Origin of the sequence: Streptomyces sp. NPDC026673, assembly GCF_040638135.1 — a bacterium.
Taxonomy (GTDB): Bacteria; Actinomycetota; Actinomycetes; order Streptomycetales; family Streptomycetaceae; genus Actinacidiphila.
The window spans coordinates 1-20,449 of the sequence record NZ_JBEZXR010000111.1; the positions used below are offsets into that span (position 1 = coordinate 1).

Here is a 20,449-nt window from a genome sequence, read left to right on the forward strand (position 1 = left end):
GGGTGCGGGCGGCCGCCCGCACCCGTCCCGCCTGCGGGTAGGGTCGGGAAACGGCCGGAAAGCACGGCCCGCACGACACGAGCAGCCCGGGAGACGACACGGTGCGGCAGGAACAGGTCCCCCCGGACAGCGGGCTGCGCTACCGCAAGGTCGCCGCCGAACTCCGCGAGGCGATCATCGCGGGCGAATACGCCGCCGGCGCGAAACTCCCCCCGGAAGGGACGCTCGCCGAACGCTACGGCGTCTCCCGCGGCACGGTCCGGCACGCACTGGCCGTGCTGCGCTCGGACGGCCTGGTCACCTCGCGCCGCGGCACCCGGCGCACGGTGCTCGGCGGCCCGCGGGCGCAGAGCTTCTCGGAGTTGCTGAGCTTCACCAACTGGGCCCGCTCCATCGGCGAGACGCCGGGCGGCCGCGTGGACCGCGTGGTGCGGCGGCCGGCCGAAGCCGACGAGGCCGACCGGCTCGGCCTGGAGGAGGGCGCCGAGGTGTACCTGGTGCTGCGGGTGCGAACGCTTTCCGGTGAGCCGGTGATGGTCGAGCGCTCCCTCTACGCCGCCCGGGTGGGCGCGCTGGTGGCCGAACTGCCGCCGGACACGGTCTCGCACACCGAGGCCCTCGTCGCGCACGGCGTCCTCTTCACGGACGCCGACCACACGATCGACCTCGCCTGGGCCGACGCCGACGACACCCGCCTCCTGGACTGCCCACCCGGGCAGGTCCTGCTGCGCGAACGGCGCCGCACCACGGACCCGGAGGGGGCGCCGGTGGAGTGGTCGGAGGACCGCTACCTGCCAGGGACCATCGCCTTCACGGTCCACAACTCCGTGGCGGCCTCCACCCTGGGCCGCCGCCACAGCCCCCGACCGGAACGGGGCTGACGTCCCGGACCCGCGAGCAGGCCACCGGCGTGCTGCCGCCCTGCTGCCTTGGCGCCTCGGTGGGGTGGGGTCAGGTGGGGGCGTCGGGTCGGTGTTCGGCTGTCGCGCCGTCTCGCTCCCTTCGGTCGCAAGGCGGCGGGCTGCGGATGGGAGGGTGGGCGGCTGGTCCGTTGTGGCGGTGTGCGGGCCGGTGGGTGGCGGGGGTTCAGGCGCCGGAGCGGGGTCCCTCTCCAGTGGTGGCGGTCTCGTTTCCGTCCGCGGGTAGAGATGGCTGGTTGCCACGCCCACCGTTCGTGGGTGGCGCGCCCGCCGTGACCGGCGTCTGCGGGTGATTCCCCTGTCGGTAGCGGGATCGGTGGGTGGGTTTCCGAGATCGGGCTCTGTTTCGCCGACATAGTCGGCGAAAGCGGGCCCGATCTTCCCCGGCGCAAAGATGGGGCTCTGTTCCGCCGAACATATCGGCGAAAGCGAGCCCGATGTCCCGCTCACCCTTCGACAACACCTCGAATCAGCCGCAGGCGCCGGTTACGGCGGGCGCGCCCACCACGCACCGATGGCGTGGAAGCGGCCATCTATACCCGCGGACGGAAACGAGACCGCCACCACTGGAGAGGCACCCCGCTCCGGAGCCTGAACCCCCGCCACCCACCGACCCGCACACCGCCGACCAACCCCAGGCCGCCACCCTCCCATCCGCAGCCAGCCGCTTTGCGACCGAAGGGAGCGAGACGGCACGACAACCGAACCACCACCGCCACCACAGGAGCCACCCCCGCCTCCCCCTGGCCCGAACCCGGCCGGCCGGCACCTCCACAGGGCTCTAGCCGCGCAGCAGCGCGGTGAGCAGGGGGAGGAAGTGCTCGAACGGCGGGGTAACGGCGTCGGGGTCCTTCGCCTCCTCGTCCCAGCGGCGAACGGCGACCGCGTCGGCCGCGCCCGGCAGCGCGGCGAACTCGGCCGCCTGCTCCGGGGTCATCGCACCCCCTTGCACCTCCAGGGTGTACTTCGACGCCTCCGACAGCCGGTCGTGGTCCCCGGCTCCACCGTGCACAGATAGCGCTTGGCGGCCACGTGCAGCCGTACCGGCTCGGTGACCTCGGGCCCGAACCAGCGGCCGAGGAGGTCGGCGCCGGTGTGGCTGTGGCGGTTGTCGTCGCCGGCCATCAGCTCCCGGCCGGTGACGACGTCGCCCTCCACGTGCCCGACGTCGTGCAGCAGCGCGGCGGCCACCAGGTGCGGCGGGGCCCCCGCGGCCTCGGCCCTGGCCCCCGCCTGCAGCATGTGCTCGGCCATCGTGACGGGTTCGCCCAGGTACTCGGCCGACACCGCCCCCGCGAACAGTGCCGCCAACGGCTCCAGGGTGTCCGCGCGGCGCAGCACGGACAGGGCGCTCGCCAGCCCGTCCAGGTCCGCGTAACAGCCCTGGAGGTGGCGCGCCCCGTCTTGGGCGAAGGCGGTGCGGGCGTGCAGCAGCCGGGTGTTGTCGAAGATCAGGCAGTCGCCGGGTACGAGCCGCAGGTTCAGCTGCAGCTCCGGACGGAGGAGCAGCTCGGCGAAGGCGCGGTAGGCCGCGTAGAACGCCTCCAGTTCGTCGGCGGGCAGCCGCAGCGTTCCGATCGAGCGGTTGTTGAACCGGATCTCGCGCACACGGCCCAGTGGGTCGGTGTCGATCAGCGGACGGTCGGCCCGCAGCTCGGTCCCGGCGTCGCGGAAGACGAACGGCACGGGCGTGCGGGTCAGGACCTCGAACGCCTCCCGGTTCTCGCGGCGCAGCAGCGCGGCCGCGGCGAAGCCGTCGACGAGGCCGGAGTCGCCGCCGTCCGCGTCGTTGACCAGGCAGTGCAGCAACTGGAGCGTCGGGACCGGGTCGCGGTACGGGTTGTCGGTGTGCGGCGTGATGGCGGCGGAGGTGAAGGCGAGGTTGTTCGGGTCGGGCTCGACGCGCACGTCGAAGAGCTTCCCGTAGTTGGTCTCGCGGACGAACCCGAAGGTCTCCGCCACCGCGAGCACCTGGCCCTCGCGCTCCGGCACGTCGCGCAGCACCATGAAGCCCAGGCCCAGCACGGACTCCAGCATCCGCGCCCGCACCCCCGGCTCCGCGAGGTACTCCTCCCAGCCCGCCTCCGGCAGCCGTCCGGCGACGTCGCGCGCGGTCCACAGCTCCTTGCCGGCCTCCGTGCGCCGGTCGCCGTGCCCGGTCCGGCCGGGCCGGGCGGCGTCCAGCCAGGCCAGCGGGTACGCCGAGCGGTGCCCGTCGGGTTCCCAGACCACCTCCACGGCCGGCTCGCCGGCCACGGTCGTGTCGTCCGCCGTTCCCACCCGCAGCCCGGCGGGGAGGGCACTGATCTGGAACAGCTTCTGCCCGGAACGCGGGTCGCGGCACCGCGCGCAGGGGCAGTTGTCGCGGAGCCACATCGCCGGCAGATCGCCGATAGGGAAGCTGGTCAGGGTGGACACGATCACTCCTCGGGAAAAGTTGTATAGCCAACTTCCCCGACCGTCACAGGCCGACACATCCGGGAGATGACCGTGAAATGGCGCCGCGGCGAACGCCGGGAAGGCGGAACGCGGCAGCTCTTCCCGGTGCCGGCCGTGGCCTCGGCGATGAGCCGGGCGGCGGCACCGGTGAGCGCCTGGAAGTGCTCGAGGGCTACCCGGCGCGGCAGCCGGCGACGGTCCGCCACGCCCCGTGCGGCCGCTCGTGGTCCGGAGCCGGGGAAGGACTGCCGCGTACGCCGGGTCGGGTCGCGCTCTGCCGAGGCGCGCCAAGGACACCCCGGGGCGGAGCCGGCCGGACGCGACGGCGTTCCGCGTGCAGGGCCGTCTCCTCGACGCCGTGGTGCGTGCGGCATCAGGTCGTCGTCCGGTAAGCCGTGCGCCGCGGGTCCCGGTGCGACCCGTCGGCGACGCGGCGGACTGGGAGGGGGACAGGGGTCGTCCGTCCCTGTAGCATGCGGACCATCGTAGTTACCGTCCGGTAAGTATGTCGGTCGCCGAGGCAGAGGCGGGGTGGTGCGCGCATGAACCGCCGCACGGACGACAGCCGCCGGCAGGCCCCGCACGGCAACGCCTCGCCGCCGCCCGGGCACGCCGCGGAAGGCGCCGGCGCCGGACGCGCCCCGCGGCGCCGCGCACCCGGCCGCGCCGGCACCCCGTACGACACCTCGCCTCAAGGAGCCGCAGTCATGCCCACCCTCGACCGCCAGGACGACGTCTTCATCCTCGACCTCGGGGACACCGAGAACCGCTTCCACCCCGACTGGCTCACCTCCGTCAACGCGCTCCTGGACGAGGTGGAGAAGGCCGAGGGCCCGCGCGCCCTGGTGACCGCGGCCACGGGCAAGTTCTGGTCCAACGGCCTGGACCTGGAGTGGCTGTTCGCCCACGCGGACCTGGCGGGCGAGTACGTCACCGGTGTGCAGGGCCTCCTGGCCCGCGTCCTGACCCTGCCGGTGGCCACCGTCGCCGCCCTGCAGGGCCACACCTTCGCCGCGGGGGCGATGCTCTCCCTGGCCCACGACTTCCGGGTGATGCGCGCGGACCGCGGCTACTGGTGCCTGCCCGAGGCCGACATCAACATCCCCTTCACCGAGGGCATGTCGGCACTCATCCAGGCCCGACTGCACCCGCAGACGGCCCACGAGGCCATGACGACGGCGCGTCGCTACGGCGGCCACGAGGCGCTGGCCGAGCGCATCGTCGACCGTACGGCGGGAGAGGCCGAGGTCCGCGAGGCGGCCGTCGCCCTCGCCCGGCCGCTGGCGGGGAAGGCGGGCCCCACGCTCGGCACGATCAAGACCCGTATGTACGGCCCCGCGCTGGAGGCCCTGCGGCAGAAGGACGTCCCCCTGGGCTGAGCCCGCCCGTCCCGCGGTCCCTCCGGCGGGCACCGGAGGGACCCGGGTTCAGCGGGGGTCGTTGAGCCAGTCGCCCGGGAGGTCGTCGCGCACCCAGTCGAGCGCCTCCCCGGTGCGGGCGCGGGCCCACAGGCAGGTGCGGTCGTCCTCGCGGAGTATCACGTCGGGGCCCGCGTACCACCGTGCCCCCAGGTCGCCGTCGGGCGGGTACGCGGGGAACGGCAGCGGGGTGAACCGCCCGCTGATGGCCTCGAAGTCCGTCTCGTCGAGGTCGTCGCGGAAGTCGCACAGGTCGTCCGGCTCGTGCAGCGACTCGGACAGGACGATCTCGACGCAGGCCCACGACAACCGGTCCAGCCACGCCGTCCACCGCTCCGCCGCCGTGTCGGCCAGGTCGGGCTTCACGACGACCGGCGGATCGGCCTTGTGGAGGTCGGTGAGGAGGATGCCCCACGACGCGGCGCCCTGGTTCTCGTACCGGAAGACCAGCGCCTCGCCGCGGGAGTCGACGTGGAGCTCCGCGGGGGCGAGCAGCCTGTCGTGGTTGCTGGTGAGGTCCGGGCGTCGCCCGAAGAGCCGGTAGGCGTCGCGCAGCACCGCGGGGAGGGCACGGCCCAGGCGCTCCTCGGCCGCCGCCAGGTCGGCTTCACCGTACCCGTCGCCGTCCCGCAGGGGCGCGAGCCAGTGGCCGGCGAAGCCGCGGACGAAGCGCAGGGCGCGGGCCGGATCCGTCATGCCCGCCGCCAGTTCCCGGCGCACGTCGAAGTCGTCTGTCATGCCGGGCACGTTATCGCGCCGCCGGACCGCGCGCGGCGGGCGCGATCACCGCGCCCGCCCGCCACGCCGCTGCCGCCCCAGGGTGCTGGGGCGGCAGCGGCGCACGGGCGGGAATCCGCGAGTTGGTGCGGCCGGGGTCCCGCCGGATTAGCGTTCGGATATGGCAGTACGCTTCCCCGCTTCCGTCACCATCGACGGCCGGTACGCGCGGCTGGTCCCCCTCTCGCCGCTGCACGTCCCGGCGCTGTACGCGGCAGGACGCGCCGACGAGGCGATGTGGCGGTGGCTGTCGACGACGCCACCCGGTTCGCCGACCGAGATGGCGGCGCTGGTGGACCAGCGGCTCGCGCAGGCCGCGGCGGGGGAGTCCGTCGTGTTCGCCGTCGTCCCGCACACGACGGAGCGGCCGTCGGGCTGGGCCGCCTACGTCGACATCTCGGTCGCGGACGAGCGCGTGGACATCGGCTGGAGCTGGCTCGATCCCGCCCTGTGGGGCAGCCCGGTACACCTGGAGACCCACTTCATGCTGGTGTACTACGCCTTCGAGGACCTCGGCTTCGGGCGCGTCCAGTGGCGCCTGGACGACCTCGACCTGCCGACCCAGGACGCGGTGTCCCGCATCGGAGGCATCCGCGAGGGGGTGCTGCGCCGGCACTGCCGCCGCGTCGACGGCTCGTGGCGCGACACGGTGTACTACTCCCTGGTCGCGCCCGAGTGGTCGGCCGTGCGGGAGCGGTGGATGTCGGGCTGGATCCTCGAGTGACGACGGCCGTCAGTGCCCCTTGCGCGAGGTGCGCCGCCAGGAGAACGGCCCCGGGAGGTCGACGGATTCGGTGCGCTCACCGCGGGTGTTGACGGTGTGGTGGACGCCGTTGCCGCCCGTGGTGATGGACAGCGAGCGCTTGTTGATGTTCAGGCGGACGCCGGGCAGGATCCGGAACGACTTGCGGAAGCGAAGAGGCACGTGGTGCTCCTTTCCGAGAATGCGGTCTGGAGTACGTGTGCCCTGATGACGGTCTTTCAACGGGCGGCTTTCCGGGGCGGGTCGCCGCTGCCGCCGCGATCTCCGACGCCGCCGCCGTCGGTCACGCCCGCGCGGCGACGCCGAGTTCGGTGAGCAGGCCGCGGACGCGTTGCTCGATGTCGTCGCGGATGGGGCGGACGGCCTCGACGCCGCGGCCCGCGGGATCGTCGAGCTGCCAGTCGAGGTAGCGCTTGCCGGGGAAGTAGGGGCAGGCGTCCCCGCAGCCCATGGTGATGACCACGTCGGAGGTCTGTACGGCCTCGGTGGTGAGGACCTTGGGGACCTCGGCGGAGATGTCGATCCCCGTTTCCCCCATGGCCTCCACGACGGCGGGGTTGACCGCGTCGGCGGGGGCGGAGCCGGCCGAGCGGACCTCCACCCGGTCTCCGGCGAGGTGGGTGAGGAAGGCGGCGGCCATCTGGGAGCGGCCGGCGTTGTGGACGCAGACGAACAGCACGGACGGGACGTCGGGAGTGCTCACGGGTTTTCCTTGATCAGTGGTCGGCGGTGGCGAGTTCGGGCTCGGCGGTGGGGGCGGTGGCGGGCGGAGCGGCCGGAGTGGTGCGGCCGAAGAGGACGGCGACCAGCGCCAGCCCGAGGGCGGCGCCGGCGAACTGGGCGGCCACGAAGGGCGCCACCGAGGCCGGAGCGATGCCGGCGAAGGTGTCGGAGAAGGCGCGGCCGATCGTGACGGCCGGGTTGGCGAAGCTGGTGGAGGAGGTGAACCAGTAGGCGGCCCCGATGTACGAGGCGACCGCGACGGGGCCGATGCGCTGCTGTCCGGTGCGGCCGAGGCCGAGGACGAGGAGGATGAGGCCCGCGGTGGCGACGACCTCGCCCAGCCACAGGTGTCCGGCGGCGCGGTCGTGTGCCGACCACGTCACCAGCGGTTCGCCGAACATGGCGTTGGCCAGGACCGCGCCACCGATGGCGCCGGCGACCTGGGCGGGCAGGTAGGCGGCGGCCTCGCGCGGGGACGGTCCGTCACCGGTGACGCGCCCGTTCCACCAGGCGGCGAGGGTGACGACCGGGTTGAAGTGCGCGCCGGAGACCGGGCCGAGCAGCATGATCAGCACACCCAGGCCGAAGACGGTGGCCAGGGAGTTGGCGAGCAGTTGCACCCCTGCGTCCCGGGACAGCTGGGCGGCCTGGGCGCCCGAGCCCACGACGACCGTGACCAGGGCCGCCGTACCGGTGAACTCGGCGGTCACCCGCCGACCGAGTGGCACCGCGGCGGTCATCCGCGGGTTCCGGCGGCAGCGGGTTCGGCCGGAATCCGCAGGAGCGCGGAGAGCCGGGCGAGCGCCGTCGGGAGTACCCAGTAGTAGACCCAGGTCCCGCGGCGCTCGGAGCCGACCAGCCCCGCTTCCCGCAGCACCTTCAGATGGTGGGAGATCGTCGGCTGCGACACGTCGAACGGCCCAGTCAGGTCGCACACGCACGCCTCGCCGCCCTCGTGGGAGGCGATCAGCGACAGCAGACGCAGCCGTACCGGGTCCGACAGGGCCTTGAACATCCGGGCCAGATCGACGGCGTCGGCCTCGCCGAGCGGGTCCCGGACCATGGGGGAGCAGCACACGGCGGCCTGATCGTCCTGACCGAGGATCCGCAGCTCTGACTTCGACATGTGTCTATGTTGACGGCTGTCGAATCCGATGGCAACCTCGGGTCTGTCGAGCTGTATCGATGAATGTCGATACAGAAACAGGTGAGGGAGACCGTCATGTCCCGCGTTCAGCTCGCCCTGCGCGTCGCCGACCTCGAGGGGTCCATCGCTTTCTACTCCAGGCTCTTCGGCGTCGAGCCCGCCAAACTCCGCCCCGGTTACGCCAACTTCGCCGTCGCCGAGCCCCCGCTCAAGCTCGTCCTCATCGAGGGCGGGAGCGACGAGGACACCCGCCTGGACCACCTCGGCGTCGAGGTCGAATCCACCGGGCAGGTCACCGCGGCCACGAGCAGGCTCCAGGAGGCGGGTCTTGCCACCTTGGAGGAGAACGCCGTCTCCTGCTGCTACGCCGTCCAGGACAAGGTGTGGGTGACCGGCCCCGGCCGTGAGCGCTGGGAGGTGTACGTCGTCACGTCGGACGTCGGCGCGGAAGGCGGCACCGGCACCGGCAGCGGCACCGGCACCGGAACCGATGCCGGTGGGGGGACGGGGTCGAAGTCCTGTTGCGCCGCCTGACACTCCGCCCGTGCCGCGGCCCGGGACCGACCGGCCCGGGCCGCGGCGGGCCTCAGTCCCCGGCCGCGTAGCGCCAGAACGCCCGCATCGTGGCCGGCGGGGTCGGGCCCGTCAGCTCCACCTGCGTCAGCAGCACCGTGACCGTGCCCGTGGACGGCGTGACGTGCGCCGCCGTGCCGGTGCCGCCGATCCAGCCGTAGCGTCCCGGTACGTTCCAGGGCTCGACGGCCGCGACGTCGACCGAGCCGCCGAAGCCCCATCCCTGACCCTCCAGGAACAGTTCGTTCGCTTCGCGTTCGGCCCGCGTCAGCTGGTCGGTGGTCATCCGCCGCACGGACTCCGCGGACAGCAGCCGGCGGTCCCCCGCGGCACCCTCCGCCAGCAGCATCCGGCCGAAGGAGTGCCAGTCCGCCACCGTGGAGACCAGCCCGCTCGCGCCGGAAGGGAACGCCGGCGGGGTGCTCCACTGCCCGTCGGGCGCGTCCACCAACCGCAGGCCGTTCGCCGGATCCGGCCGGTAGTAGCCGGTGAAGCGGCCGAGGTCCCTCTTCGGCACGGCGAATCCGGTGTCGGTCATGCCGAGGGGCTCGAAGATCCGCTCGGCCAGGAACTCCGGCAGCGGGCGGCCGGACACCCGGGCGACCAGGACGCCCTGGATGTCGGAGCAGGTGTTGTAGAGCCACGCCTCGCCCGGCTGGTGCAGCAGCGGGATGTCCGCCAGCGTGGCCGTCCACGCGTCGGGCGCCATGACCATCTGCGGCTGCGGCGGCCCCTGCCTCAGCTCGCCGACCAGCGGGGCGAGCGCGGGCAGGGAGAAGTCCGGAGGGAAGCCGTACCCGGCACGGGACGTCAGCAGGTCGAGGACGGTGATGGGCGCCGCGGCCGGCACCACGTCGTCGAGCGGGCTCGACGGGGTGCGGACGACCACGGGCTTCGCCAGTTCGGGGAGCCACTCCGCGATCGGGTCCGACAGGGCGATCCGGCCGTCGTCCACGAGCATCATGACCGCCGCGGCGACGACCGGTTTGGTGATCGACGCGATGCGGAAGATCGAGTCCGCGGCCATCGGGGTGGGATCCCCGACACCGAGGGTCCCGGCGGCCGCCACCTCGACCCGGTCGCCGCGTGCCACCAGGCCCACCGCCCCCGGTACCGATCCGTCGTCCACGAACTTCTGCAGGATGTCGCCCAATCGCCGCTTCATCGATCCGCCTCTCTCGTGTGCCGTCACAGAGTGGACTCCCGTGACGGCGCGGACTCATCGGTCCGTCGCCGCCGTGTCGCCCCCGTCCGGCGGCGCGCCGCGCGGGGCGGTCCGGGGCACCCGCGTAGCGTACGGAACGCCGGCCCGTATCGGGGTGTACACGGAGGAAAGGGCACCGATCCATGCAGCAGGAGCGCGGTGGCCGCTGTGACGTGATCGTGGTCGGGGCCGGTGCGGCGGGGCTGGCGTGCGCGGCCGATCTCTCCGTGGGCGGTCTGGCGGTACGGGTGCTGGAGGCCTCGGACGGCGTCGGCGGGCGGATGCGCACCGACCGGCACCGCGGCTTCCTCCTCGACCGCGGCTTCCAGGTCTTCAACACCTCCTATCCCCAGGTGAGGCGGCGCCTGCGACTGGGGCCGCTGCGGCTGCGGCCGTTCAGTCCCGGCGTCCTGGTGCACACCTCCCACGGCAGGCTCCGCTTCGCCGACCCGACCCGTCCGCCGTACGCGACGGCCGATCTGCTGCCCGGACGCCTGGCGTCGGGCCGCGACCTGGCCGCGCTCGGGATGCTGAGCGCCCGTGACATGGTGCTGCCCGCGGCGAGGTTGCGCGCGGGCGCGGACACCACGACGCTCACCGCGCTGGCCGCCGCCGGCGTCTCGCCCGAACTGGTCGAGACGCTCTTCCGGCCGTTCCTTTCGGGCGTCTTCCTGGAGGACGAACTGGAGACCTCCAGCCGCTTCTTCCACTTCGTCTGGCGCAGCATGCTGCGCGGCACCCTGGCCCTGCCGGCCGAGGGGATCGGGGCGGTGCCCGCGCAGCTCGCCGAACGGCTGCCCGAGGGCGTGGTCCGCACGGAGGCCCCGGTGCGTGAACTGACCGGCGACGGAGTGCTGCTGGAGGACGGTACGGACATCGCGGCGCCCGTCGTGGTGGTGGCGACCGGACCTGCGGCGGCCGTCCGCCTCCTGCCGGGTCTCACGACACCGCCGACCCGGACCGTGACGACCTACTACCACGCCGCCGACCGCTCGCCGCTCTCCGAACCGACGCTGATGGTGGACGAGCGCCGCCGCTTCCTCAACACCGTGGTCCTGACCGAGGTGCAGCCGGGGCTCTCCCCGGACGGCCGCGCCCTGGTGGCCACGTCCGTGCTCGGCGCGCCGGGCCCCGCCGACGAGCCCGCCCTGCCGGCGGCGCTGTCGGACGTGTACGGCACCGACGCGTCCGGCTGGGAGCAGTTGCATCGCTGCACCGTGCGCGAGGCGCTGCCCGCGATGCCGGCTCCGCACCCGCTGACCCGTACCACCCGCTTCTCCTCCGGGCGCTACGTCTGCGGCGACCACCGGGCGACCGGCTCGCTCCAGGGGGCGCTGGCCTCGGGCGCGCGGGCCGCCCGCGAGGTGCTGTCGGACCGCCGCCGCGCGGCGACGCGTCTGCGCTGAGGCGTGCTCAGGCGGTCGCGGCCGGATCGCCCTCCCGTACGGCATCCCCGTCGGCCGTCGTCCCGTCGGTTGCAGTGCCACCGCTGGTGCCCTCGATCGCGGCGTCGACGAGGGCGGTCGCGATGGCCCGGGCGTGGGCGCCCGGGTCCGTGCTGTTGAGGGCGGTGCCGCGGGCGACGGCACCGTCGTACAGCAGGGCGAGCCGTTCGCCGAGCTCTTCCGGGTCGCGGGCGCCGGCCAGTCGTGCGAGGGCCGTGAGCCTGCGGGCGAACTCGGTCTTGTAGGCCGCCGCCAGCACGTGGACCGGGTGCTCGGGGTCGGGGACCTCGACGGCGGCGTTCAGGAAGGGGCAGCCGCGCAGCGGGCCGTCGGCCATCCGCGGTCTCCAGTCGAAGACGGCCAGGAGCTCCGCCCGCGGGTCCGGGCAGGACTCCCCGGGGGCCGGCGCCGCGGGCAGCAGGCCCTCCTCGAGCTCGCTCAGATAGGCGTGGACGAGGTCGTCCTTGCCGGCGAAGTGCGTGTACAGGGTGCGCTTCGACACGTTGGCGACGGTGGCCAGCTGGTCCATCCCGGTCGCGTTGACCCCTTGGGCGGTGAACAGCTCCGTCGCCGCCTTGAGGATCCGCTCCCGGGCGCCTCGGCCACTGCGCCGGCGTACGGGGGAGGGTGTGTCGCTCATGCCTTGAGGATACCGATCGTTTTACTTCGCTCGACGCGGCTGTTACGGTGGAGCGCATAAGGAAACCGATCGGTTTACTTAAGGAGTGCGAGGGACCCGTTCCGCCGCCTCTGCCCGGGACGCGCGCCCGCGTCCCGGGGCGCCTCCCTCGATGCCACGCCGCAGCGTCGCGGCGATCCGTGATCCGCGAACCCGTCACCGGGCCGCCGGGTCCGTGTGCCGGCCGCCTGCCCCGCCCCATCCCTGGAGACAGCCCCCCATGACCCGAACCCCCCTGGATTCCGCCGACGGCGCCGCCGTCCTGCGGCCGCCCGCCCCCTGGCCCCGGGTGCCCGCGCGCCGCGAGCCGCGTCCCGGTCTCGTGCTCGCCGTCCTGGCCGCTTCGGTCTTCCTCTCCGCTCTGGACGCGTTCGTCGTCAACGTCGCCCTGACGCCCATCGGGCGGGGCGTGGGCGAGACCTCGCTGTCCAGGCTCAGCTGGATCCTCAACGGGTACGCGATCGTGTACGCCGCCCTCCTCGTCCCGGCCGGACGGCTGACCGACCGCTACGGGCGCAAGGCCGGATTCCTGCTCGGGCTCGGCGTGTTCACCCTCGCCAGCCTGGGCGCCGCGCTGAGCGGCGACCTGTGGGTCCTGGTCGCGTTCCGCTTCCTCCAGGCGGCAGGGGCGGCCGTCCTGACCCCGGCCAGTCTCGGGCTGGTGCTGACCACTGCGCCGCCCGCGAAGGTCACGCGCCATGTGCAGATCTGGGCGGCCAGCGGTTCGCTGGCGGCGGCGGCGGGCCCCGTGGTCGGCGGCCTGCTGGTGCAGGCGGCCTGGCAGTGGATCTTCCTGCTCAACCTGCCGATCGGCGCCGTGGCGATGGTCATGGCCGTACGCCTGCTGCCGGGCGGGCGCCACGGTGCCGACTCCCGGCTGCCCGACCTCCTCGGCGGGGTCCTGCTGGTGGTGGCGATCGGAGCGCTGGCGCTGGGCCTGGTCCAGGGCCCGGAATGGGGCTGGGGAGCGGCGCCCACCATCGGCGGCTTCGCGGTCGCCGCGGCCGCGCTCGCGGCGTGCCTGCTGCGCTCCTCGCGCCACCCCGTTCCCGTCGTCGACCTGGGCCTGCTGCGCGACCGCGTGTTCGCCTGGGCGAACATCGCCACCCTGCTGTTCTACGCCGCCTTCGGGCTCCAGTTGCTCGGCCTCACGCTGTGGCTGCAGCAGGTGTGGCACTGGTCGGCGATCGAGACCGGCCTCGGTGTCGCGCCCGGCCCGGCCATGGTCTTCGTCGCCTCCGCGCTCGGGCGGCGGATCGCCCGGCGGGTGCCGGTCGGGGCCGTGGCCGCGATGGGTTCGGCGCTGGTCGCCCTCGGCACCGCGTGGCTCGCCCTCACCGCCGGCGGACGCCTCGACTACGTCACCGACGTCCTGCCCGGCTGGCTCGCGGCCGGGGTCGGCGTGGGCCTCGCGCTCCCGACGATGATCTCCTCGGCCACCTCCGGCCTGCCCCGCGACCGGGCGGCCACCGGCAGCGCGATCGTCACCATGGCCGGTCAGGTCGGCTCCGTGCTGGGCGTCAGCGGTCTGGTCGTCGTCCTGTCGGCCGCCGGATCCGAGGGCCCGGCGCACGCCTTCTCCCTCGCCTGGTGGATCTCGGCCGGTGTCGTGGCGCTGAGCGCCCTCGCCGCGCTCGGGATCTCGCCCCGTGCCTCCCGGCGTCGCCGGACCGGGTGACCGTCCTCCCGGAGGAGGGAAAGGCGCAATAGACGTCCAAAACTGACGAAACACCAGAATTCATTCCGTCAGACCGACCGAACACCACTGCAGCACCGCACCACAGCACCACTCGTCAAGGAGACCTGATGCGTTACACGACCTTCGGACACCGGACCGGACTCCGCGTTTCCGAGTACGCCCTCGGCACCGGCAACTTCGGCACCGGCTGGGGTGCCGGGGCCGACCCGGCCGAGTCCCGCCGGATGTTCGACAGGTTCGCCGAGGCAGGCGGCACCTTCCTCGACACCGCCGACAACTACCAGTTCGGCGAGTCGGAGCAACTGCTGGGCGAGTTCATCGCCGCCGACCGCGACCACTTCGTGGTGGCCAGCAAGTTCAGCGTGGCGGCGACCCCGCGGACGGACGTCTCCAAGACCGGCAACAGCCGCAAGAACATGATCCACTCGCTGGAGGCCAGCCTGAAGCGCCTCGGCACCGACTACCTCGACCTGTACTGGGTGCACTTCCCCGACGACCTGACGCCGATCGAGGAGATCCTGCGCGGCCTGGACGACCTGGTGAGCTCCGGCAAGATCCTGCACCTCGCCCTGTCGAACTTCCCCGCGTGGCGCGTCTCCCGCGCCGTCACCCTCGCCGAGCTGAAGAACTGGGCCCCCGTCGCGGGCATCCAGGTCGAGTACAGCCTCGTGGAGCGGACCCCGGACCGCGAACTGCTGCCGATGGCCGAGAGCCTCGGGCTGGGCGCAGCCCTGTGGTCCCCGCTCGGCGGCGGCCTGCTCACCGGCAAGTACCGCGGCAGCGCGGAGGGCCGGCTCAGCGACCTGAAGACGCTGATCCACACCGAGTCGTCCGACCAGAAGACCGCGATCGTCGACACCGTGCTGGCCGTCGCCGAGGAGACCGGCGCGACACCGGCGCAGGTGTCGGTGGCCTGGATGCTCGAGCGGGGCGCCCGTGCCGCCACCTCGTTCGTGCCGATCATCGGCCCGCGCAACACCGCCCAGCTCGAGGACTACCTCGGAGCGCTCGACGTGCGGCTCGCCCCCGAGCAGTACGCACGGCTGACCGAGGTCAGCGCCGTGCCGCTCGGCGTCCCCCACGAGGCGACCGCCCGTGTGCTCGAGCGCGTCCGCGGCGGTGACGCCTCCCTGGTCGTCGAGCCCTCCCGCCCGGTCGCCTGACCTCCCCGGACGGCGTGGCCCCGGTCATGACGGACCGGGGCCGCACCCCGGGGGTCTCCGGTGGACCGGATTCCCCGGCTCCGGGCATGCTGGGGTTCCGCACGTTCCGCACGTTCCGCACCACAGGCGAGCCGGGGCGGCGAGGAGAGGAAGGACGGCGCGGCATGCCCATCATCTCGCGCGGATTCCACGGCCGGCGTCCCACGTCGGGCCACAAACTGCCCCCGGGACAGTACGAGACCTTCGATTTCCCCGTCCTGTCCGCCGGCCCCACCCCGCGGGTCACCCACGACGACTGGGAGCTCACCGTCACCACCGAGGACGGCACCCGCCACCGGTGGAACTGGGCAGAACTCATGGCCCTGCCCGCCGAGACGCCGACCGTCGACCTGCACTGCGTGACGAAATGGTCGAAGTTCGGCACCCACTGGCGGGGCGTGTCGCTGGACGTCCTCCTCGCCGACGTCGAGACCGCCGCCGAGTACGCGCTCGTTCACTCCTATGGCGGCTACACCACCAACCTGCCCCTGGAGGACCTCCTTGACGGGCAGGCATGGATCGTCCACGAGTACGACGGCGACGACCTGACGCCCGAGCACGGCGGTCCCGCCCGGCTGCTCGTCCCGCACCTGTACCTGTGGAAGTCGGCCAAGTGGGTCCGCGGCATCCATCTGCTCCTCGACGACGAACCGGGCTTCTGGGAGAGCGTCGGCTACCACGACTACGGAGACCCATGGCGCGAACAGCGGTACCAAGGCGACTAGGCGACCGCCTGCGCTGGCGGGCCGCCGAACTCGTGGAGCGGCGCCCCGAGGCGACGGCCGCCGCGACGCTGGTGTTCGACGTGCCCGGCTGGCCGGGCCACCTGCCCGGTCAGCACCTCGACGTACGGCTCACCGCGGAGGACGGCTACAGCACCCAGCGCAGCTACTCCCTCGCCTCGGCGGCCGACGGCGACCGGATCGAACTGACCGTCCAGCGCGTCGACGACGGCGAGGTCTCGCCCTACCTGGCCGACGACCTCGCCGTCGGGGACGCGGTCGAGATCCGCGGCCCCGTGGGCGGATGGTTCGTCTGGCGTCCCGAGCAAACCGAACCGGTGCTGCTGGTCGCGGGCGGCTCCGGGCTCGTCCCGCTCATGGCGATGATCCGCGGGCGCGACGCCGCCGGCAGCCGCACGCCGTTCCGGCTGCTGTACTCCGTCCGCACGCCCGGGGACCGGCTGTACGCGGCCGAACTGGACCGCGGCGCCCCCGGGCTCGACACGACCTACGTCTACACACGCGCGGCGCCGGAGGGGTGGGCGCGGCCGGCCGGCCGCCTCGAGGCGCGCGACCTGGCCGAGTGGGGCTGGCCCGCGGAGTTCGAGCCCACCTGCTACGTGTGCGGACCCACCGGTTTCGTCGAGACCGCCGCCGCGCTGCTGGTGGCCCTCGGCCATTCCCCGGACCGGATCCGCACCGAGCGCTTCGGCCCCGGCGGGGGATGACCCCGAGCAGCACCGCACCGGAGAGGAGATCCCGCCCATGTCCGAGCGCTACACCGCCCGTGTGATCGAAGTCACCGGCGAGGGCATCCGCCTCCAGCCGGCGGAGGGCTCCGTCCCGCCCGAGCAGCCCACCGAGGTCAACCTGCTCGGCATGGCCATCGCCCTCGCCCTCGGCGCGGCCGAGTACGAGCACCACCCCGCCCCGCGTGATCCGCGGCTGCAGACCCTCCAGGCGCTGCTGGCGGGTGAGGCCGTCATGCCGTGGCGGGCCCGTGGCGGCGAGCCGGGGACCGTCCCGTACGTCGAGTGCGAGCGGTCCGGCTCCGGGGCCTACGTCTGCGCGCTGCGCCGCCGGCCCGCCGACGACGCCTGAGCGCCGGCTCCGCCCTCGCGCCCGGGTGGTAACGCCGGTCCCAGGATCATCGTGGCCTCCCCGGACTGCGATGGACAGCGCCGTCCGCGCTGTTCCCAAGGATCGACGGGTGGTGGTCCGCCAAGCGGCCGCCACGGTGCCCGCGACCGAGGGAGAGCAGTGCAGATGCATACCACCGTCGCCCCCCAGGACCGCTGGTTCGTGGGTCTGCGGTTCAGTACGTCACGGGGTGCCGTGGGCCGGCACTACTACGTGGTCGGCGACGCCGCCGACGCCGAGGGCGCGGTACGGACCGCGATGCGGCGCGCCGCCGAGGACTACGAGTGCGCGGCGCGGGACAACGCCGCGATCGACGGCGTCGAAGTGCGCCGTCTGCGGTGGAGCCCGCTCGGCTGGGCCTACCTCTGCACGTCGGACACCGACGCCGGCGCCCCCCTGTGCCGCATCCGCGGCGGCGAGGCCGCGGAGGCCTGAGTCCGTCCGGCCGGCGGCGGGGCGGTGCGGCGGGGAGCCTCCGGGCGCCGACCGGGGGCACAGCGCACGGAACCGCCCCGCCTTGCCGCCTCGGACCCCCGGTGGCGCGGCATGCGCCCCGCTGGGTTAACTGGCCTAGTCGAGGGGAGATGAGGTGGACGATGCCTCGTGACCGGCGACAGCGACCCGGGCGCGGACCGTGACCGCCGCCGGCCCGCCGGAGGGAGCGGGCCTCTACGAGGTGGCCCTGTTCGAGCAGGCCAGGACCGGACTCGAGGTCTACGACCTGCGACTGCGCGTCCTGCGGGCCAATCCCGCGGCCCTGGCCGTGCGCGGGCTGCCGGAGGACGCCGTCGTCGGCGCCGCCCTCGCCGACCTGGACTCCGGGATACCGCTCTCGCATGTCATGGCCGAGGTCCTGGAGACCGGATCCGCGGTCTTCGACCGGCCGGTGGACGCCTGCCCGGCCGACGATCCGGGGAACCGTCGCGACTACGCCGTCAACGGCTACCCGCTGCGGGCGGACGGCCGGCCCATCGGCGTCGCGGCGATGATCCGCGACGTCACGGAGGACCTCCGCAAACAGCGGGAACTGGATCTCCTGAACATGGCGCGGGCCGGCATCGGCAGCACACTGGACCCCCTGCGCACCGCGCAGGAACTGGCCGACATCGCGGTCCCCTGCTTCGCGGACGCCGTGGCGGTCGACCTGGTGGAGTCCGTGTTCTCCGGCGACGCGCCCGTGGGCCCGGTCACGGTCCGGCTCCCGATGCGGCGTGCCGCCTTCACGTCCCGCGACGGGCAGTACGGCGCCTTTCCGACCGGCAGTGCCAGTCACTTCGCCTTCCCCACCCCCTACACGCAGGCGCTGGGCGATCTGCGGCCGCGGCTGGTCGAGACGGTCCCGTCGTCCGGCGGATGGCTCGTCCACGACCGGGCGCGGGCCGACTTCATCGCCCGTTCCGGGGCGCGTTCGCTGATCGTGAGCCCGCTGACCGTGCACGGCCTGGTGCTGGGACTGGCCAGTTTCTACCGGGACGGATCCAACCCCAGGCCCTTCGACGAGGAGGACCTGTCGCTGGCGACGCAACTGGCCACCTGCACCGCGGTATGCGTCGACAACGCGCGGCGCTTCATCCGCGAGCACGCGGTCGCGACCGCGCTGCAGCGCAGTCTGCTGCCGCGCACGCCGCCCGAGACGGCGGCGGTGCGCTCCTCGCACTGCTACCTGCCCGGCCGCTACGGCGCCCACTGGTTCGACGTCCTCCCGCTGTCCAGCTGCCGGGTGGGCCTGATCATCGGATACGTCCCCGGGGACGACCTCCAGGCCTCCGCGGCGATGGGCCGGTTGCGGACCGCCGCCTCCACGCTGGCCGCCATGGACCTCCCGCCCGACGAGCTGATGACCCACCTCGACGACGTCGGCCGGCGGCTGGCGGCCGAGCAGGACGCGGACCCGGTGACCCTGCACCAGGCGCGGCCGCCGTTCACCGCCTCGTGCCTGTACCTGACGTACGACCCGGTCACCCATCGCTGCGCGGCGGCCTCCGCCGGCCATGCGAGCCCCCTGCTGACCAGCCCCGAGGGCGTCGTCGGCATGCTGGAGGTGCCGTGCGGGGCACCGCTCGGGCAGGGCGCCCCCTATGATCCGCTCACCACGGAACTGCGGCCCGGGAGCCTGCTGACGCTCTACTCCGACGGCAGTACGTGGCGCCACCCGGCCGAGGCCGCGGAACGGGTCAGCAGATTGCGCGAGGTGGTCGCCGAGGCTTCGCTGGCGCCCGAGCAGGTCTGCGACGAGGTCGCGTACAGGGTGCTGCGCGGCTCGGCGCCGCAGGACGGATCGGCCCTGCTGGTGGCCAGGACCCGTTCCATCGCCCCGGACCGCATGACCAGCTGGACCTTCCCCGCGGAGGCGCTCTCCGTCGGTGAGGCCCGGCGAGCGGCGCGCGGCCGGCTGGCGGAGTGGGGGCTGGAGGACCAGGTCCCGGTCACCGACCTGGTGGTCAGCGAACTCGCCACCAACGTGATCCGCCACGCGACGGGCCCCATCCGCCTGCGGCTGATCCTCGACCGGGGACTGACCGTGGAGGTGCACGACGACGCCGACACGGCCCCCCACCTGCGCCACGCCCGTCTGCAGGACGAGGGAGGGCGCGGTCTGTTCCTCGTCGCCTCCCTCACCCGGCACTGGGGCACGCGGTACGAGGAGCGGGGCAAGACGATCTGGGCCGAGCAGGAGCTGACCGGAGCCTGAGGCCGCGCCGGTCGCGGACTCGGCTCTTCTCCGTCTGCCGCCGTCGGCTTCCCGCCGTCCGTAGGGATGCGGTTCGACCCGCCGGACCCGGCCGCACGGTGGCCGAGAACCTCGCGCGGTCCGCCCCCGCGACGCCCGCGACCCGCGGCTGGCCCCTCGCCCCGGCCGCCCCTCGGCCCCGCCCGCCGTCACCGACGTGCCGCCCTGTGAAGGTGTAACCTTCAAAGGAGAAATGAAGGGTTACCCGGAGGTGAGGGTGCCGACGATGACGGCGGACACGACGGACACGACGGACGAGGACTTCCTGCTGGAGCTGCTCAACACGACCCCGGTCGTCGAGGGCGCCCCGGTCGACGAGCTCGCCGACCCGGAAGCGGGCCGGCGCTGGCTGCGCGCGCACGGCGGCACGGGCAGCGCACCGGAACTGCGGCACCTTTTGGCGGCGCGCGAGGTGCTGCAGGACGTCGTCGGCGGTCGCCGGGAGCCCGACGACCTCCAGAAGCTGCTCACCGGGGTCGCCCGGACCCCGCGGGTCACCGGGCACGGCATCGACTGGGTCCTTCAGGCCCCCGCGGACCGTATGCCGGCCATACGGGCCGTCACGGCCTGGGGCGTGCTCCAGGAGAACCGGCCCGGACGTCTGCGGCCCTGCGCCAACGACGAGTGCCGGCTGTTCCTGCTGGACCGCAGCAAGGCCAACACGGCCCGCTGGTGCTCCATGGCGCTCTGCGGCAACCGGATGAAGGCCCGGCGCCACCACCAGCGCGCCCGGGCCGCCACCACTGGCTGACACGGCGGCGGCGCTGACACGGCGGCGGCCGACTCCAGCAGGTCGACCAGCCAGAACGCCGAGCGCAGGTCGCCGGCGCCGAAACGCAGGTCCTGGTCGTACTTGATGCCGGTCTG

At 73.6% G+C, this 20,449-nt stretch carries 22 protein-coding genes; 13 read left to right on the forward strand and 9 right to left on the reverse strand.

Annotation, left to right across the window (positions count from 1 at the left end):
* The first annotated feature begins 101 nt into the window (after positions 1-101).
* Positions 102-881, forward strand: coding sequence for a GntR family transcriptional regulator (locus tag AB0F62_RS39490; RefSeq protein WP_361810814.1), 780 nt, complete (start codon positions 102-104; stop codon positions 879-881).
* Between the two features lie 820 nt (positions 882-1,701).
* On the opposite strand, the gene AB0F62_RS39495 is transcribed toward AB0F62_RS39490, so the two are convergent.
* On the reverse strand, positions 1,702-1,857 hold the full coding sequence (locus tag AB0F62_RS39495; RefSeq protein ID WP_361810816.1) for a hypothetical protein: 156 nt from the start codon (positions 1,855-1,857) through the stop codon (positions 1,702-1,704).
* Positions 1,854-3,338: a TauD/TfdA family dioxygenase gene (locus AB0F62_RS39500; protein WP_361810818.1), complete on the reverse strand. Its 1,485-nt coding sequence runs from the start codon at positions 3,336-3,338 to the stop codon at positions 1,854-1,856. Before AB0F62_RS39500 ends, AB0F62_RS39495 begins: the two co-directional genes overlap by 4 nt.
* 728 nt (positions 3,339-4,066) lie before the next feature.
* Here AB0F62_RS39500 and AB0F62_RS39505 point away from each other — a divergent pair.
* Positions 4,067-4,738: an enoyl-CoA hydratase-related protein gene (locus AB0F62_RS39505; RefSeq protein WP_361810854.1), complete on the forward strand. Its 672-nt coding sequence runs from the start codon at positions 4,067-4,069 to the stop codon at positions 4,736-4,738.
* A gap of 48 nt (positions 4,739-4,786) precedes the next feature.
* Here the strand turns inward: AB0F62_RS39505 and AB0F62_RS39510 are convergent, their stop codons facing one another.
* Positions 4,787-5,515 (reverse strand): SMI1/KNR4 family protein, encoded by a 729-nt coding sequence (locus AB0F62_RS39510; protein ID WP_361810820.1) that lies wholly within the window; start codon positions 5,513-5,515, stop codon positions 4,787-4,789.
* Between the two features lie 160 nt (positions 5,516-5,675).
* On the opposite strand from AB0F62_RS39510, the gene AB0F62_RS39515 reads away from it, so the two are divergent.
* On the forward strand, positions 5,676-6,278 hold the full coding sequence (locus AB0F62_RS39515) for a GNAT family protein (protein WP_361810822.1): 603 nt from the start codon (positions 5,676-5,678) through the stop codon (positions 6,276-6,278).
* 9 nt (positions 6,279-6,287) lie between these two features.
* On the opposite strand, the gene AB0F62_RS39520 is transcribed toward AB0F62_RS39515, so the two are convergent.
* From AB0F62_RS39520 to AB0F62_RS39535, 4 genes are all read right to left on the reverse strand, one after another.
* On the reverse strand, positions 6,288-6,479 hold the full coding sequence (locus tag AB0F62_RS39520) for a DUF4236 domain-containing protein (RefSeq protein WP_361810824.1): 192 nt from the start codon (positions 6,477-6,479) through the stop codon (positions 6,288-6,290).
* Between the two features lie 121 nt (positions 6,480-6,600).
* On the reverse strand, positions 6,601-7,020 hold the full coding sequence (locus AB0F62_RS39525; protein ID WP_361810826.1) for an arsenate reductase ArsC: 420 nt from the start codon (positions 7,018-7,020) through the stop codon (positions 6,601-6,603).
* A gap of 13 nt (positions 7,021-7,033) precedes the next feature.
* Positions 7,034-7,780: an aquaporin gene (locus tag AB0F62_RS39530; protein WP_361810828.1), complete on the reverse strand. Its 747-nt coding sequence runs from the start codon at positions 7,778-7,780 to the stop codon at positions 7,034-7,036.
* Complete coding sequence (locus AB0F62_RS39535) at positions 7,777-8,166, reverse strand: metalloregulator ArsR/SmtB family transcription factor (RefSeq protein WP_361810830.1); 390 nt, start codon at positions 8,164-8,166, stop codon at positions 7,777-7,779. The genes AB0F62_RS39530 and AB0F62_RS39535 overlap by 4 nt, the downstream gene beginning before the upstream one ends.
* A gap of 96 nt (positions 8,167-8,262) precedes the next feature.
* Here AB0F62_RS39535 and AB0F62_RS39540 point away from each other — a divergent pair, with 96 nt between their 5' ends.
* Positions 8,263-8,721 (forward strand): ArsI/CadI family heavy metal resistance metalloenzyme, encoded by a 459-nt coding sequence (locus AB0F62_RS39540; protein ID WP_361810832.1) that lies wholly within the window; start codon positions 8,263-8,265, stop codon positions 8,719-8,721.
* Positions 8,722-8,773: 52 nt separating this feature from the next.
* Here the strand turns inward: AB0F62_RS39540 and AB0F62_RS39545 are convergent, their stop codons facing one another.
* Positions 8,774-9,925 (reverse strand): serine hydrolase domain-containing protein, encoded by a 1,152-nt coding sequence (locus tag AB0F62_RS39545; RefSeq protein WP_361810834.1) that lies wholly within the window; start codon positions 9,923-9,925, stop codon positions 8,774-8,776.
* 182 nt (positions 9,926-10,107) lie between these two features.
* Here AB0F62_RS39545 and AB0F62_RS39550 point away from each other — a divergent pair, with 182 nt between their 5' ends.
* Entirely contained in the window at positions 10,108-11,370 is a 1,263-nt protein-coding gene (locus AB0F62_RS39550; protein WP_361810836.1) for an FAD-dependent oxidoreductase, read from the forward strand.
* 7 nt (positions 11,371-11,377) lie between these two features.
* Here the strand turns inward: AB0F62_RS39550 and AB0F62_RS39555 are convergent, their stop codons facing one another.
* Positions 11,378-12,049 carry a TetR/AcrR family transcriptional regulator gene (locus AB0F62_RS39555; RefSeq protein WP_361810838.1) on the reverse strand — a complete coding sequence of 224 codons (672 nt, stop codon included), beginning with the start codon at positions 12,047-12,049 and terminating at the stop codon, positions 11,378-11,380.
* A gap of 259 nt (positions 12,050-12,308) precedes the next feature.
* Between AB0F62_RS39555 and AB0F62_RS39560 the strand changes: the two genes are divergently transcribed.
* The 8 genes from AB0F62_RS39560 to AB0F62_RS39595 all read left to right on the forward strand — a co-directional run bounded on the left by AB0F62_RS39560 (position 12,309) and on the right by AB0F62_RS39595 (position 20,333).
* Positions 12,309-13,766 (forward strand): MFS transporter, encoded by a 1,458-nt coding sequence (locus tag AB0F62_RS39560; protein ID WP_361810840.1) that lies wholly within the window; start codon positions 12,309-12,311, stop codon positions 13,764-13,766.
* Between the two features lie 128 nt (positions 13,767-13,894).
* Complete coding sequence (locus AB0F62_RS39565; RefSeq protein WP_361810842.1) at positions 13,895-14,950, forward strand: aldo/keto reductase; 1,056 nt, start codon at positions 13,895-13,897, stop codon at positions 14,948-14,950.
* A gap of 164 nt (positions 14,951-15,114) precedes the next feature.
* Positions 15,115-15,714 carry a molybdopterin-dependent oxidoreductase gene (locus AB0F62_RS39570; protein ID WP_361810844.1) on the forward strand — a complete coding sequence of 200 codons (600 nt, stop codon included), beginning with the start codon at positions 15,115-15,117 and terminating at the stop codon, positions 15,712-15,714.
* Positions 15,684-16,439, forward strand: coding sequence for a ferredoxin reductase (locus AB0F62_RS39575; RefSeq protein WP_361810846.1), 756 nt, complete (start codon positions 15,684-15,686; stop codon positions 16,437-16,439). Before AB0F62_RS39570 ends, AB0F62_RS39575 begins: the two co-directional genes overlap by 31 nt.
* 37 nt (positions 16,440-16,476) lie before the next feature.
* Positions 16,477-16,812 (forward strand): hypothetical protein, encoded by a 336-nt coding sequence (locus AB0F62_RS39580; RefSeq protein ID WP_361810848.1) that lies wholly within the window; start codon positions 16,477-16,479, stop codon positions 16,810-16,812.
* A 165-nt stretch (positions 16,813-16,977) separates the two neighbouring features.
* Entirely contained in the window at positions 16,978-17,286 is a 309-nt protein-coding gene (locus AB0F62_RS39585; RefSeq protein ID WP_361810850.1) for a hypothetical protein, read from the forward strand.
* Positions 17,287-17,485: 199 nt separating this feature from the next.
* A complete protein-coding gene (locus AB0F62_RS39590) occupies positions 17,486-19,543 on the forward strand; it encodes a SpoIIE family protein phosphatase (RefSeq protein WP_361810852.1) in 2,058 nt (685 codons plus the stop codon).
* A gap of 265 nt (positions 19,544-19,808) precedes the next feature.
* Positions 19,809-20,333 (forward strand): CGNR zinc finger domain-containing protein, encoded by a 525-nt coding sequence (locus tag AB0F62_RS39595; protein ID WP_361810856.1) that lies wholly within the window; start codon positions 19,809-19,811, stop codon positions 20,331-20,333.
* Positions 20,334-20,449: the final 116 nt, after the last annotated feature.